Source organism: Amycolatopsis sp. NBRC 101858 (assembly GCF_030269325.1).
Lineage (GTDB): Bacteria > Actinomycetota > Actinomycetes > Mycobacteriales > Pseudonocardiaceae > Amycolatopsis > Amycolatopsis ponsaeliensis.
Map to the genome: position 1 here is coordinate 171,247 of NZ_BSTD01000002.1, position 14,621 is coordinate 185,867.

Here is a 14,621-nt window from a genome sequence, read left to right on the forward strand (position 1 = left end):
GGTTCCACAAAGGATGGACAGTGCCCCGATACTGCTTCTGCCTGCAGGTGAAGCCGGACCGGAAGGCCGAATACGCGCAGCGGCACCGCGCGGTGTGGCCCGAGATGCGGCAGGCCCTGCTCGACACCGGCTGGCGCAACTACTCGCTGTTCCTGCGCGAGGACGGCCTCCTGATCGGCTACGTCGAAGCCGACGACCTCGAAGCCGCGCAGGCCGCGATGGCCGGGACCGAGGTCAACGCCCGCTGGCAGGCGGAGATGGCGGAGTTCTTCACCGGCCTCGACGGCGGCCCGCCCGACGAAGGCTTTCAGCTCCTGGACGAGGTCTTCCACCTCGAAACCCCCACCGTCGCGGAAGGACAGTGATCGCCGTGGGCGACTTGACGGCCGTGAAACAGGCCCTGCGGGCCCAGCGCATCGAGACGCCGTCGTGGGCGTACGCGAACTCGGGCACCCGGTTCAAGGTGTTCCCGCAACCCGGTGTCCCGCGGACACCCGAAGAGAAGATCGCCGACGCCGCGACCGTGCACCGGTTCACCGGGGTCGCTCCGAGCGTCGCGCTGCACATCCCGTGGGACCGCGTCGACGACTACGGCGCCCTGACGGCCTACGCGCGTGACGCGGGCGTGGAGATCGGCGCGATCAACACCAACGTCTTCCAGGACGAGGACTACAAGCTCGGCTCGGTCACCAACCCCGACGCCGGCATCCGCCGCAAGGCCACCGACCACCTCCTGGAAGCCATCTCCATCATGGACGCGACGGGCTCGCGCGACCTGAAGCTGTGGTTCTCCGACGGCATCAACTACCCGGGCCAGGACGACATCCGCGACCGCCAGGACCGGCTGGCCGAGGCCCTGCGCGAAACCTACGACCGGCTCGGCGACGACCAGCGCATGCTGCTGGAGTACAAGCTCTTCGAGCCCGCCTTCTACGCCACCGACGTCCCGGACTGGGGCACGTCCTACGCGCACTGCATCGAGCTGGGGGAGAAGGCGACGGTGTGCATCGACACCGGTCACCACGCCCCCGGCACGAACATCGAGTTCATCGTCGCGTTCCTGCTGCGGGCCGGGAAGCTCGGCGCGTTCGACTTCAACTCGCGCTTCTACGCCGACGACGACCTGATGGTCGGGGCGGCGGACCCGTTCCAGCTGTTCCGGATCATGTACGAGATCGTCCGCGGCGAAGCCCTCGACCCGGCCTACGGCATCGCGTTCATGCTCGACCAGTGCCACAACATCGAGGCCAAGATCCCGGCGATCATCCGCTCGGTGATGAACGTCCAGGAGGCCACGGCCAAGGCGCTGCTCGTCGACCGTCCCGCGTTGCGCGTGGCCCAGCAGGCCGGGGACGTCCTGGCCGCGAACGCCGTGCTGATGGACGCCTACAACACCGACGTCCGGCCGCTGCTGGCCGAGCTGCGCGAGGACTCCGGGCTCGACCCGGACCCCGTCGCCGCCTACCACCGCAGCGGGTACCAGGAGAAGATCGTGGCCGAGCGCGCCGGCGGCACGCAGGCCGGATGGGGAGCATGACGATGACCGTGCCGGAGCAGCTCATCGCGCGCAGCAACGCGCTCGGAGCCGACCCGCGCAACACCAACTACGCCGGCGGCAACACCTCCGCCAAGGGTGACGTCACCGACCCGGTGACCGGCGCGCCGACGGAGGTGCTGTGGGTCAAGGGCTCCGGCGGTGACCTCGGCACGCTCAAGGAGTCGGGGCTCGCGGTGCTGCGGCTCGACCGGCTGCGGTCCTTGGTGGACGTCTACCCGGGCGTCGAGCGCGAGGACGAGATGGTCGCCGCGTTCGACTACTGCCTGCACGGCCGGGGCGGCGCGGCGCCGTCGATCGACACCGCCATGCACGGCCTGGTCGAGGCCCCGCACGTCGACCACCTGCACCCGGACTCCGGCATCGCCCTGGCCACGGCGGCCGACGGCGCCGCGCTGACGAAGGAGTGCTTCGGCGACCGCGTGGCGTGGGTGGACTGGCGGCGGCCCGGGTTCCAGCTGGGCCTGGACATCGCCGCCGTGAAGGAAGCCAACCCGCAGGCCATCGGCGTGATCCTCGGCGGCCACGGCATCACCGCGTGGGGCGCGACCTCGGAAGAGTGCGAGCGGAACTCCCTCGACATCATCCGCACGGCCGAGGCGTTCCTCGCCTCGCGCGGGGCCGCCGAGCCGTTCGGCCCGGTCGTCCCGGGCTTCGAAGCGCTCCCGGAAGCCGAGCGGCACGCCCGCGCGGCCGCCTTGGCGCCGGTGGTCCGCGGGCTCGCGTCGACCGACCAGCGGCAGGTCGGGCACTACACCGACAGCGACGTCGTGCTGGAGTTCCTGGCGCGCGAGAAGCTCGCGGCCCTGGCCGCCCTCGGCACGTCGTGCCCGGACCACTTCCTGCGCACCAAGGTCCGGCCGCTGGTGGTGGACCTGCCGGCGACCGCGTCGCTCGAGGACGTCGTCGCGCGGCTTAAGGAACTGCACGCCGAGTACCGCGACGAGTACCGCGCCTACTACGAGCGGCACGCGACCCCGGACTCGCCGGCCATGCGCGGCGCGGACCCGGCGATCGTGCTCGTCCCCGGCGTCGGGATGTTCTCCTTCGGCAAGGACAAGCAGACCGCGCGCGTGGCGGGCGAGTTCTACGTCAACGCGATCAACGTCATGCGTGGCGCGGAGGCGGTTTCTTCCTACGCGCCGATCCCGGAGAGCGAGAAGTTCCGGATCGAGTACTGGGCCCTGGAAGAAGCGAAGCTGCAGCGCATGCCGAAGCCGAAGCCCCTGGCCGGGCGGATCGCGCTCGTGACCGGCGCGGGCTCGGGCATCGGCAAGGCCATCGCCCTGCGGCTCGCCGCCGAGGGAGCCTGCGTCGCGATCGCCGACCTGAACGCCGCCGCGGCCTCCGAAGTGGCCGCGGAGACCGGCGGCATCGCGGTGACCGCCGACGTCACCGACGCCGCCGCCGTGCAGGCCGCGGTGGACGCGACCGTGCTGGCCTTCGGCGGGATCGACCTGGTCGTCAACAACGCCGGGCTGTCCATCTCGAAGCCGCTGCTGGAGACGACCGAACGCGACTGGGACCTGCAGCACGACGTCATGGCGAAGGGCTCGTTCCTGGTCGCCCGCGCGGCGGCGAAGGCGATGATCGACCAGGGCATCGGCGGCGACATCGTCTACATCTCGTCGAAGAACGCGGTGTTCGCGGGCCCCAACAACGTCGCGTACGGCGCGGCCAAGGCCGACCAGGCGCACCAGGTCCGGCTGCTCGCGGCCGAGCTGGGCGGGCACGGCATCCGCGTCAACGGCGTCAACCCGGACGGCGTCGTCCAGGGCTCCGGCATCTTCGCCGGCGGCTGGGGCGCCCAGCGTGCCGCCGTCTACGGCGTCGAGGAGGCGAAGCTCGGCGAGTTCTACGCCCAGCGGACCATCCTCAAGCGCGAGGTGCTGCCCGAGCACGTCGCGGCCGCCGTCTTCGCCCTCACCGGCGGCGACCTCACCCACACCACCGGCCTGCACGTCCCCGTGGACGCCGGGGTGGCCGCCGCGTTCCTGCGCTGACTTCCCTGGAGGAGACCGATGACCCTCGACCGCATCACGCCGCGCAAGACCCGCGTCGGGCTCGTCGCGGGCGGGCTCGGCGCGTACTGGCCGCAGTTCCCCGCGCTGTTGCCGCAGCTGGAGGCCTCGGCGCGGCGCGTCGCCGAACGACTGTCCGGAATGGACTGCGAAGTCGTCGACGCCGGGTTCGTCTCCGACGCCCAGGAGGGCGCGGCCGCGGCGGAGAAGCTGCGGGTGGCCGGGTGCGACCTGATCGTCGGGTTCCTCACGACGTACCTGACGTCCAGCATGCTGGCGCCGATCGCGCAGCGTTCGGGCGCGCCGGTGCTGCTGCTGAACCTGCAGCCGACCGAGGCGATGGACCACGACTCCTTCGACACCGGCGCGTGGCTGGCCTACTGCGGCGCCTGCCCGCTGCCGGAGATGGCGAACACGTTCCGCCGCGTCGGCGTCGAGTTCCGCTCGGTGTCCGGCTACCTCGAGGACGCGCGGGCGTGGACGCGGATCGAGCGCTGGATCAAGGCGGCCGGCGTCCGGGCGGCACTGCGGCACGGGCGGCACGGCCTGCTCGGGCACCTCTACCCGGGCATGATGGACGTCTCGACCGACCCGACCCTGGTGTCCGGTCAGCTCGGCGGCCACGTCGAGATCCTCGAGGTCGACGACCTGCGGGTGCGCGTCGAGAAGGTCACCGACGACGAGACCGCAGCGCGGGTCGCCCTGGCGTGTGACGTGTTCACGGTGGACGAGTCGGTAGTGGACGAAGACTTCGCTTGGGGCGCACGGGTTTCCGTGGCCCTGGACCGGCTCGTCGAAGACTTCTCCCTCGACTCGCTGGCCTACTACCACCGCGGCCTCGACGGCGAGACCCACGAGCGCGTCGGCGCCGGGTTCATCCTCGGCGCGTCCCTGCTCACCGCGCGCGGCATCCCGGCGGTCGGCGAGTACGAGCTGCGGACATCCCTGGCGATGCTCGTCATGGACCGGCTCGGCGCGGGCGGGTCGTTCACCGAGCTGCAGGCGCTGAACTTCCGCGACGGCGTCGTCGAGATGGGCCACGACGGCCCGGCGCACCTCGGCATCAGCGCGCGCAAGCCGCTGCTGCGCGGCCTCGGCGTCTACCACGGCAAGCGCGGCTGGGGCGTGTCGGTGGAGTTCGACGTCAAGCACGGGCCGGTGACGCTGTGCGGGCTCGGCCAGCGGCGCGACGGGACGTTCTCGCTCATCGCGTCCGAAGGCACGGTCGTGCCCGGGCCGCTGCTGCGGATCGGCAACACGACCTCGCGCGTCGACTTCGGGTGCGACCCGGGGGAGTGGACCGACGCGTGGTCGGCCAGCGGCATCGCGCACCACTGGGCGCTCGGCACCGGCCACCGGGTCGCCGAGCTGACGGCCGTCGCGGACCTGCTCGGGCTGGAGCTGACCGTGGTGAACCCGTGACGCGGGTGGCGGCCGTCGACCTCGGCGCGTCCAGCGGGCGGGTCATGGCGGGGACCGTCGGCAGCTCGACGTTGAGCGTCGAGGAGGTGCGGCGGTTCCCGAACGGCGGGGTCCGGGCGGGGCCGGTGCTGTACTGGGACGTCCTGGGCCTCTACCGCGAATCCCTCGCCGGGATCCGGGAAGCCGGCGAGGTGGCCGGGGTCGGGATCGACTCGTGGGCCGTCGACTACGGGCTCCTGGACGAGCGGGGAGCGCTGCTCGGCAACCCCGTCCACTACCGGGACCCGCGGACCGACGGGGTGCCGGCCGCGGTGGCCGCTTCGGTCTCCGCCCGGAAGCTGTACGACGTCACGGGGGTGCAGCAGCTGCCGTTCAACACGCTGTACCAGCTGGTGGCCGAGGGCGCCCGGCTCGACGCGGCCCGGACGATGCTGCTGATCCCGGACCTGCTGAACTACTGGCTCACGGGCTCGGTGGGGGCGGAGCGGACGAACGCGTCGACCACGCAGCTCTACGACGTCCGCGCGCGGACGTGGGCCACTTCGCTCGCCTCCCAGGTCGGCATCCCGCCGCGGTTGCTGCCGCCGTTGCGCGACCCGGGCACGGTGGTGGGCACGGCACCGGAGCTGTCCGGGCTGCCGGTGGTGGCGGTCGGCTCGCACGACACGGCGTCCGCGGTGGTCGCGGTGCCGGCTTCGCCGGGGACGAACTTCGCGTACATCTCGTCGGGCACGTGGTCGCTGGCCGGGCTGGAGCTGCCCGCGCCGGAGCTGAGCGACGCGGCCCTGGCGGCGAACTTCACCAACGAGGGCGGTGTCGACGGCACGATCCGCTTCCTGCGCAACGTGATGGGCCTGTGGGTGCTGTCGGAGACGCTGCGGACGTGGTCCACTTCGGACCTGCCCGGTCTGCTGAGCGCGGCAGCCGCTTCGCCCGGGCCGGCGGCGGTCGTGGACATCGACGCGCCGGAGTTCCTGCCGCCGGGCGACATGCCGGCCCGGCTTGCGGCGGCGTGCACGGCAACCGGCCAGCGGCTGCCTCCGGAGCGGGGCGCGGTGGTCCGGTGCATTGTGGACAGCCTGGCGCTGGCGTACCGCCGCACCCTCCGCGCGGCGGCCTCGATCACGGGCCGCCCGATCGACGTGGTCCACATCGTCGGCGGCGGAGCGCGGAACGAGCTGCTGTGCCAGCTGACGGCGGACGCGTGTGGCGTGCCGGTCCTGGCGGGCCCGGTGGAGGCCGCGGCGCTGGGGAACGTCCTGGTCCAGGCGAGGGCACTGGGGGAGGATTTGCCGGACCTGGCGGCGATGCGGGCTCTGGTGCGGGAGACCCAAGAAGTCCGCCGCTACGAGCCATCGGGTACCGGTGACTGGGATGCGGCGGAGGCCCGGCTGGCCCGCTGAGCCGGCGCGCCGGACCGGCCTGCGCGCTTCGGCACCGGGCCGTGCCGCTCACCGGACCGAACTGCGCGATCTTCCCCTCAGCCCTGTCCCGCCCGGGCACACTCCCCGAAGCACGGTTGCGAGCCCGGGCGCCCCGCGGCGAGCCTGAGCACGGATCCGGCCCAGACTCGAGGGAGCACCGCGATGGCGTACCGAACCCGCACCCTGACCGCCGTGGCCGCCGCCTGCGCGCTGGCCCTGACGTTCCCGGGCACCGCCGCCGCCGATCCGCCGAACGCTATCCCCGGCAACGCCTCCGACTTCGAGAAGACCTTCCAGCCCGCCTTCGACTACGACAAGGACGGCTGCTACCCGACCCCGGCCATCGGCCCGGACGGCACCATCGCCCCCGGCCTCTCCCTGGGCGGCGACACCAACGGCCACTGCCGCGACTCCTGGGACCTCGACAACACGAACTCCTACTCGCGCCAGAAGTGCAACAACGGCTGGTGCGCCGTGATGTTCACCCTCTACTTCGAGAAGGACCAGGCCTCCCTCGGCCCCGGCAGCGCCGGGCACCGCCACGACTGGGAGCACGTCGTCGTCTGGGTCAAGGACAACCAGGTCGAGTACGTCGCGACGTCGCAGCACGGCGGCTTCGCCATCCACGACCGCGCGAGCATGCGCTTCGAGGGCACGCACGCGAAGGTCGTCTACCACAAGGACGGCGGTTCGACGCACTGCTTCCGCGCCGCCAACGGCAACGACGACCCGCCGGAGAACCACAAGGGCACCTGGCAGTACCCGACGCTCGTCGGCTGGGACGGCTACCCCGCCGGCATCCGCGACAAGCTCGTGGCCGCGAACTTCGGCAGCGCCACCTTCGGCATCAAGGACGACCAGTTCGCCGGCAACCTCGGCAAGGCGAAGCCGGCCGGGATCCCGTTCGACCAGAACGCCTAGGTCGTCACCGGGGCGCCGCGGCCGCGTTTCAGCTCGAAGAACCCCGGCTTCCTCGCCGCGGGACCGGGCGGCCAACGGGGTCGAACCAGAGATCAACGGTCTTCACCCGGCTCACGCCAAGCGGCGGACCGGCCCGGCAGAAGATCCGGTTCCGGCCTGCCGGACCGGGCCGATCAGAGCCAGCCGCGCTCGTCCGCGATGCGCACGGCGTCGACGCGGTTGCGCGCGCCGGTCTTGGTGATCGCCGCGGAGACGTAGTTGCGGACCGTGCCTTCGGACAGGTAGAGCCGCGACGCGATCTCGGCGACCGTGGCGCCGCTGCGGGCGGTGATCAGCACGTCCCGTTCCCGCGCGGTGAGCGGCGACTCGCCCGCGGCCAGCGTCGCCACGGCCAGCGCCGGATCCACCACCCGCTCGCCCTTGCGCACGCGGCGGATCGCGTCGGCCAGGACGTCGGCGGGGGCGTCCTTCACGACGAACCCGGCCGCGCCCGCGTCCATCGCGCGGCGCAGGTAGCCGGCGCGCCCGAACGTCGTGAGCATGACGACCCGGCAGTCCGGCACCTGCTCGGCGAGCACCGCCGCGGCCGCGAGCCCGTCCAGACCCGGCATCTCGATGTCCAGCAGCGCGACGTCGGGCCGGTGGTCCCGCGCCGCCGCGACGACCTCGTCGCCGCGGCCGACGGACGCGACCACCTCGAAGTCGTCCTCCAGCGCGAGCAGCGCGCACAGCGCCTGGCGGACCAGTTCCTGGTCGTCGGCGAGCAGCAGCCGGATCGTCACAGCGTCACCCGCACGTGCCAGCCACGCGGCCGGACCGGACCGGCCCGGAACTGCCCGCCGGCGGCCTTGACGCGTTCGCGGAGCCCGGCCAGCCCGGAGCCCTCCTCGGGGGAACCGCCCACGCCGTCATCGACCACCTCCACAGTGGACTCGGTCACCGTCACCGCGCACCGGGTCGCGCGCGCGTGCCGGGCCACGTTGGTCAGCCCTTCGCGCACGACCCACCCGAACAGCTCTTGCCGCGCCGGGTCGACGACGTCGGTCGCGGTCGGCAGGTCGGCAGTGACGCCGCATGCGCGCAGCAGCTCGCGGCCGCGGGCGAGCTCGCCGGCGAGCGTGACCTCCCGGTAGCCCGACACGGCCGCGCGCACGTCGGTCAGCGCCTGCCGGGCCAGGGTCTCGACCTCGGTCATCTCTTCGCCCGCGCGGGCGTCGCCGGTGTCCAGCAGCCGCCGGGCCAAGGTGCTCTTGACGGTGATCGCGGTCAGCGAGTGGCCGAGCAGGTCGTGCAGATCGCGGGCGATCCGGGTCCGTTCGGCCTCGGACGCGAGCCGCGCGACCTCGGCCCGGGCTTCGACCAGCGCGGCGTTGGCCCGGACCGCCTCGGCGAAGGCGTAGACGACCAAGACGGTGAACACGAGCGCGACCGCCTGCGTCCACCCCGCCGTGCCCCACAGCATCCACGGGACCACCAGCGCCGCGAGCGCGGCGACGACCACGAGCGCGCCGGAGTACCGCGGCAGCCGGGGCACCGCCAGGGACACGACGACCGTGGCGAGGAAGAACGTTTCGGCGTGGGCGAAGGGGAGCGCGGCGACGAAGAGGACGGCCAGCACGCCCAGGAGCGGCCAGAACCGGCGCGCGTGCCGCGCCGCGGCCCGCGTCGCGAGGACGTAGCAGCCGACGAAGACGCCGACGATCACGCAGCCCGCCACCGCGGCGCGGCCCGACGAGTGCTGGAACACGCCGGGCACGGTCACCGCCGGGTAGACGAGCATGCCCGCGTCGAGCAGCACCAGCCGCCAGCCGCGCACCCAGCGCTGCACGTCGGCCGGTTCCGTCCTGTCCATCACCGGCACGCTACCGGGCCCGCGCCCGCCGGCCGTTGACGAGCACCGTGACACCGAGCAGGAGCAGCCCGCAGACGGCCTGTTCGATCCGCAGCCACAGCGGGAACAGCCCGGGCAGGGCGACGATGACGACGATCGCCACGAGCATGACCGCGGAAACGATCCGCAGTCTCAGCAGGCCCTTCTTCGACCCGCGGGCCGCGCTGCGGGCGAAGGCGAACGTCAGCAGCGAACTGGCGACGACGAGCGTGGCGCGCACCCAGACCGCGTCGGTCACCATCGCGTGGTCGTTGCGGAAGAGGACGATCGCGATGAGGGTGAGCACGGAAAGCGTGGCGTAGCCGCCGGTGAGCAGCAGCACGGGCCGGAAGCCGGCGGGTTCGGTTCGAGTCGTGGTGGTCATGGCGGAAATGGTCGTCGTGCGGGTGCCCGGGCGGCAGTGCCGTCCCTCAGCGGCCGCTGATGACATTTGTCATCGGCATGTCCTGGGCAAAGAGCTGGGAGAGCGCTCTCACAGCGTGCTACAAAGAGGGGGTGACGACGCATCCGCCCCCGGCGCCGCCGACCCTGGAGGACGTCGCGCGGGTCGCCGGCGTCTCGCGGGCCACGGTGTCCCGCGTGGTCAACAGCGTGCGCAACGTCGACCCGAAGCTGCGGGAGACCGTCGAACGCGCCATCGCCGCCACCGGGTACGTGCCGAACCGCGCGGCCCGGTCCCTGGTCACCCGCCGGACGGGCGGGATCGCGCTGGTGGTGTCCGAGCCGGAGCGGCACGTCGAAGCGTTCACCGGCGGCGTGTTCGGCGACCCGTTCTTCGGCCGGGTGGTCGAGGGCGTGGTCGCGCACCTGCGCCCCCAGGGGCTGCACCCGCTGCTGATGCTCGTCGACAGCGACGAGGAGCGGGAGAAGCTCGTGGCGAAACTGCGGCAGGAGCAGGTCAGCGGGGTGCTGCTGATCTCTTTGCACCCGGCCGAGGACCCGCTGCCGCGCATGCTGACCGACGCGGGTGTCCCCACGGCGCTGTTCGCCCGGCCCGGCCGCCCGGCGCCGGTGAGCTACGTCGACGTCGCCCACCAGGACGGCGCCCGGCTCGCGGCCGACCGGCTCGTTTCCCGCGGCTGCCACCGGGTCGCGACCATCGCGGGCCCGGCGGGGACCCCGGCGGGCCAGGACCGGCTGGCCGGGTTCCGCGACGCGATGGCCCGCCACGGCCACGCGTACGTCGCGGTGGCCGAGGGCGACTTCACCGAGCACGGCGGCGAGCGGGCGATGGAGCGGCTCCTGGCCGAGGAACCCGGGCTGGACGGGCTGTTCGTGGCCAACGACCTGATGGCGTACGGCGCGTTGACGGTGCTGCGCGAGGCAGGCCGCCGGGTCCCCGGCGACGTCGCGGTGATCGGCTTCGACGACAGCCGGGTGGCGCTGAGCTGCCGCCCCCGCCTCACGACGGTCCGCCAGCCGGTGGAGGAGATGGGCGCGGCGATGGCCCGGATGGTCCTGGACCGCATGGCCGACCCGGCCGGTCGCGCGGAGTCGGTGATCTTCGACCCGGAGCTGGTGATCCGCGACTCCGCCTGAGCGATAGGTTCGGCGCCATGGCCGAGACCCAGCGCAAACCCGTCCCGCGCGACGACGGTGGCGAGCTCGACACCGCGACGGCTGCGCCGGGTCCTGGTCGGCTCCGGCACGTCGCTGCTCGGGCTGGTCCACCACCTGACGGGTGCGGAGCGGGTCTGGTTCGGCCACCACGTCGCGGGCGGCGAGGACACCGGCGACCTGGGAATGGAGGTCCCCGGGGAGCTGACCGCGGAAGCCGTGCTGGCGGGCTACCGCGCGGCGATCGCGGAAAGCGACGCGGCGATCCGTGTGGCGGGGGATCCCGAGCGGCCGATCGCCGTCGCGGTCGACGGCACCTTCCACACCCTGCGGTGGGTGCCGGCGCACATGACGAGCGAGACCGCCCGCCACGCCGACATCCTGCGGGAGCAGATCGACGGCGTCACCGGCCGCTGCAGGCCCGATACTCCGTGCGCGTGGCCTGCCGGGCAATGAGCCCGGCCTGTCCGGACAGTTCCGCGTCGTGGTCTGGACATCTGCCCGATCACTGTGCTCAGATCTGTTCGGCCTTTTCCAACGTTGTAAAACTGGCTGGGTCCCCCTGACCGGAACGGAGTTCCGCCGTGCGGACGAGAGCACCGAAAATCCTCCACCTAGCGACCGTGCTGGCCTTCACCGCGGCCGTCATCACCGTCGGGACCCCGGCCGAAGCCGGGCACGCGGCGCGGCAGACCGTCACCGCCGGAAACGCCCGGTTCCAAGTCCTTTCCCCGACGCTGATCCGCACGGAGTACGCGGGCGACGGCCGCTTCACCGACGCCGCCACCTTCAACGCCGTCGGCCGTGGGTCCTTCACACCCCCGCCGTTCACGTCCACGACGGCGAACGGCGTGCTGACGATCCGCACCAGCGCGACGACCCTGACCTACAAGCTGGACTCCGGGCCGTTCGACTCCGGAAACCTCCAGATCCGCGCGAACGCCGGGTCCGCGCCCGTGACGGCGGCGCCGTGGCACCACCTGACCTGCGCGACCGGCGCGCTGTGCGAGGCCGAAGACCTGACCGCCGACGGGCTGGGCATCGCGACCGACCACTCCGGCTACACCGGCGAGGGCTTCCTCGCCGGGTTCGAGAGCGCCGGCAACTCGGCCACGGCCGACGTCCTCGCCGCCACGGCCGGGACCTACAACGTCACCGCCCGGTTCGCCAACGGCCAGGGCGGCGACGGCCAGCACGTCACGCGCACGCTGAGCGTGTCCGTCGACGGCGGCTCGGCGCAGAAGCTCACCCTGCCCACGACGGCCGACTGGAACAGCTGGGCAACGGCGTCGGTAGCCGTCTCCCTGAGCGCCGGCCGCCACAACCTCCGGCTCGAGCGCACCGCGGGCGACTCCGGCAACGTCAACGTCGACGCCCTCGCGGTGCTGACGCCCGGCGCGGCCTTCCCGCCCGCGTCGGCGCGCGCGTTCACCGGCTGCGCCCTCGATGTCAGCTGCGAAGCCGAGTCCGGCCTGCGCACGGGCTCGGCCGTGGTCGCGACCGACCACGCCGGGTACGCCGGCCGCGGGTTCGTCGCCGAGCTCAACCGCGGCTCGTCGCTGACCCACCGGGTCGTGGCGGTTCCCGCCGCCGGGACATACCAGCTGTCCGTCCGCTACGCCAACGGCACCGGCGGCGACGGCCTGCACCAGACGCGGACCGCGACCGTCGCAGCGTCCGGCGTGACCCGCACGCTGTCGATGCCGGCCACCGCGAACTGGGACACCTGGGGGAGCGCGTCGGTCCCGGTCGACCTCAAGGCCGGCACGAACGACGTCGTCCTCGGCTGCCCCGACGACTCGAGCTGCCACGTCAACGTCGACACGGTCGCGGTCACCCGCACCGGGGCGGCCGTCCCGCAGCCGCACCTCACGCTCGGCGGCTACCGGCGCGGCCTCGACGGCGTCAACGGCGACAACGGCACGCCGTCGCTCACCGAAGGGCTCCTTCACCAGGACGGCTGGTACCTGCTCGACGACACACCTTCGGCCCTGTACGACACGGCGGCCGGCAAGGTGACGCAGCGGCCGTCGCACGCCGGGAACCCGTACCAGGACGGCTACGTCTTCACCTTCGGGCACGACTACAAGGCGGGCCTGCGGGACCTGGCGACCCTGACCGGGCCGTCGGAGCTGCTGCCGCGCTGGGCCTACGGCGTCTGGTACTCGGAGTACTTCGACCGCACCGCGGCCGACTACCGCGACACGATCCTGCCGCGCTTCCGCAGCGAGGGCGTGCCGCTGGACGTCCTGGTGACCGACACCGACTTCAAGGCGCCGGACACGTGGAACGGCTGGCAGTTCGACCGGACCAAGTTCCCCGACCCGGCCGGGTTCTTCGCCTGGTCGCACTCGCAGGGCCTGCACAACACCCTCAACACCCACCCGAGCATCATGGGTTCGGACCCGCAGTTCGCCCGCGCGCAGGCGACGGCGAAGGGCAAGCTCGCGAAGTCCGGGTGCGGCACCGACTGCTACGTCTTCGACTGGGGCGACCCCGACCAGCTCAAGGCCTACCTCGACCTGCACGGCGACATGATGAAGCAGGGCAACGACTTCTGGTGGCTCGACTGGTGCTGCGACGCGTCGAAGTCGAGCCTGCAGGGGGTCACGCCCGACTCGTGGATCAACCAGAAGTACGCCGAGCTGGCCGCGCCGGCGGTCGAGCGGGGCTTCGTGACGTCGCGGGCGTACGGCTCGCTGCAGGCCGGCGGCTACGGCGGCCCGGTCGGGCTGTCGACGGGGCCGTGGGCCGACAAGCGCAGCACCCTCCACTTCACCGGCGACACGTCGTCGACGTGGGGCACGCTGCGGATGGAGGTCGGGATCACCCCGGCGGAGTCGGCCGCGACCGGCCTGTCGCCGATCAGCCACGACATCGGCGGCCACAATGACACGACCGGCCTGCGCGGCAGCGAGACCTACACCTCGGGCGGGCAGCAGCACCAGACGTTCAAGCTGCCCGACGACCTGTACGCGCGCTGGGTCCAGCTCGGCGCGTTCCAGCCGATCGACCGGCTGCACAGCAACCACAGCGACCGGCTGCCGTGGCAGTACGGCGACGCGGCGAAGGCGTCGGCGACGAAGTTCCTGAACCTGCGCGAGAACCTGGTGCCCTACACCTACACGCTGGCGCAGCAGGCGGCGACGACGGGCGTGCCGGTGGTCCGCCCGACGTACGTGGAGTACCCGGACGATCCGGCGGCCTACACCGCGGCGCAGAGCGAGTACTTCTACGGGCCGGACATGCTGGTGGCGCCGGTGACGTCGCCGGGGACCTCGGCGACGACGTCGGTCTGGTTCCCGCCGGGGCAGTGGACGGACTACTTCTCGGGCAAGTCCTACGCCGGCGGCACGACGCAGCAGGTGACGTCGGACCTCGGGACGATGCCGGTGTTCGTCCGGGCGGGCGGCATCACGGTGACGCGGACGGCGGACGTCCCCAACGACGTCCAGAGCCCGCTGAACCGGGCGACGGTGACGGTGGCGCCGGGCGCGCCGGGGTCGTTCTCGCTGTACGAGGACAACGGGACTTCGGCCAAGCACAGCTCGACGACCCGGATCACCTACACCGAGCGGCGCGGCGCGCACACGGTGACGGTGGCGCCGGCGCAGGGCCGGTCCCAGGTCGCTTCGCGGGAGTGGACGGTCAAGTTCCTGGGCGTGCCGTCCGCGCCTTCGCGGGTGCACGTCGGCGACGGCTGGGCGCCGTCGCGGGCTTGGCAGTGGGACGCGGCCACGCAGACGTTGACGGTGACGGCCCAGGGAGGGCGAGGACCGGTGACGGTGTCGTACTGAGACTGCCGGCGGGCGGAGCCGGTATGGCCGTCG

Annotated in this window: 12 protein-coding genes; 9 read left to right on the forward strand and 3 right to left on the reverse strand. The window is 72.6% G+C overall.

Going from position 1 to position 14,621, the window contains the following annotated elements; translation table 11 throughout:
- The first annotated feature begins 20 nt into the window (after positions 1 to 20).
- The 6 genes from QSK39_RS14010 (at position 21) to QSK39_RS14035 (ending at position 7,343) form a co-directional block, all read left to right on the forward strand.
- On the forward strand, positions 21 to 365 hold the full coding sequence (locus QSK39_RS14010) for an L-rhamnose mutarotase (RefSeq protein ID WP_285478161.1): 345 nt from the start codon (positions 21 to 23) through the stop codon (positions 363 to 365).
- Positions 362 to 1,537 carry an L-rhamnose isomerase gene (gene rhaI, locus QSK39_RS14015; protein WP_285478162.1) on the forward strand — a complete coding sequence of 392 codons (1,176 nt, stop codon included), beginning with the start codon at positions 362 to 364 and terminating at the stop codon, positions 1,535 to 1,537. The genes QSK39_RS14010 and rhaI overlap by 4 nt, the downstream gene beginning before the upstream one ends.
- A gap of 2 nt (positions 1,538 to 1,539) precedes the next feature.
- A complete protein-coding gene (locus tag QSK39_RS14020) occupies positions 1,540 to 3,558 on the forward strand; it encodes a bifunctional aldolase/short-chain dehydrogenase (RefSeq protein WP_285478163.1) in 2,019 nt (672 codons plus the stop codon).
- An 18-nt stretch (positions 3,559 to 3,576) separates the two neighbouring features.
- Positions 3,577 to 4,998, forward strand: a complete 1,422-nt coding sequence (locus QSK39_RS14025) for an L-fucose/L-arabinose isomerase family protein (RefSeq protein WP_285478164.1) — start codon at positions 3,577 to 3,579, stop codon at positions 4,996 to 4,998.
- Positions 4,999 to 5,003: 5 nt separating this feature from the next.
- Entirely contained in the window at positions 5,004 to 6,401 is a 1,398-nt protein-coding gene (locus tag QSK39_RS14030) for a rhamnulokinase (RefSeq protein WP_285479903.1), read from the forward strand.
- Positions 6,402 to 6,584: 183 nt separating this feature from the next.
- Complete coding sequence (locus QSK39_RS14035) at positions 6,585 to 7,343, forward strand: NPP1 family protein (RefSeq protein WP_285478165.1); 759 nt, start codon at positions 6,585 to 6,587, stop codon at positions 7,341 to 7,343.
- Positions 7,344 to 7,516: 173 nt separating this feature from the next.
- Here the strand turns inward: QSK39_RS14035 and QSK39_RS14040 are convergent, their stop codons facing one another.
- Genes QSK39_RS14040 through QSK39_RS14050 form a run of 3 tightly spaced genes read right to left on the reverse strand, consistent with a single transcriptional unit; the run spans position 7,517 to position 9,598 of the window.
- Complete coding sequence (locus tag QSK39_RS14040) at positions 7,517 to 8,125, reverse strand: response regulator transcription factor (RefSeq protein ID WP_285478166.1); 609 nt, start codon at positions 8,123 to 8,125, stop codon at positions 7,517 to 7,519.
- Positions 8,122 to 9,195: a sensor histidine kinase gene (locus QSK39_RS14045; protein ID WP_285478167.1), complete on the reverse strand. Its 1,074-nt coding sequence runs from the start codon at positions 9,193 to 9,195 to the stop codon at positions 8,122 to 8,124. Before QSK39_RS14045 ends, QSK39_RS14040 begins: the two co-directional genes overlap by 4 nt.
- A 10-nt stretch (positions 9,196 to 9,205) precedes the next feature.
- A complete protein-coding gene (locus tag QSK39_RS14050) occupies positions 9,206 to 9,598 on the reverse strand; it encodes a hypothetical protein (RefSeq protein ID WP_285478168.1) in 393 nt (130 codons plus the stop codon).
- A gap of 131 nt (positions 9,599 to 9,729) precedes the next feature.
- Between QSK39_RS14050 and QSK39_RS14055 the strand changes: the two genes are divergently transcribed.
- From QSK39_RS14055 to QSK39_RS14065, 3 genes are all read left to right on the forward strand, one after another.
- Positions 9,730 to 10,773 (forward strand): LacI family DNA-binding transcriptional regulator, encoded by a 1,044-nt coding sequence (locus QSK39_RS14055; protein ID WP_285478169.1) that lies wholly within the window; start codon positions 9,730 to 9,732, stop codon positions 10,771 to 10,773.
- A 57-nt stretch (positions 10,774 to 10,830) separates the two neighbouring features.
- Positions 10,831 to 11,247 carry a mycothiol transferase gene (locus QSK39_RS14060; RefSeq protein WP_285478170.1) on the forward strand — a complete coding sequence of 139 codons (417 nt, stop codon included), beginning with the start codon at positions 10,831 to 10,833 and terminating at the stop codon, positions 11,245 to 11,247.
- Between the two features lie 128 nt (positions 11,248 to 11,375).
- Complete coding sequence (locus QSK39_RS14065; protein ID WP_285478171.1) at positions 11,376 to 14,588, forward strand: TIM-barrel domain-containing protein; 3,213 nt, start codon at positions 11,376 to 11,378, stop codon at positions 14,586 to 14,588.
- Positions 14,589 to 14,621: the final 33 nt, after the last annotated feature.

Bases quoted from the DNA above. Each gene is read 5' to 3' on its own strand.
- QSK39_RS14020 (WP_285478163.1), top strand. From the start codon at position 1,540: ATGACCGTGCCGGAGCAGCTCATCGCGCGCAGCAACGCGCTCGGAGCC.
- QSK39_RS14025 (WP_285478164.1), top strand. From the start codon at position 3,577: ATGACCCTCGACCGCATCACGCCGCGCAAGACCCGCGTCGGGCTCGTC.
- QSK39_RS14035 (WP_285478165.1), top strand. From the start codon at position 6,585: ATGGCGTACCGAACCCGCACCCTGACCGCCGTGGCCGCCGCCTGCGCG.
- QSK39_RS14045 (WP_285478167.1), bottom strand. From the start codon at position 9,195: ATGGACAGGACGGAACCGGCCGACGTGCAGCGCTGGGTGCGCGGCTGG.
- QSK39_RS14050 (WP_285478168.1), bottom strand. From the start codon at position 9,598: ATGACCACCACGACTCGAACCGAACCCGCCGGCTTCCGGCCCGTGCTG.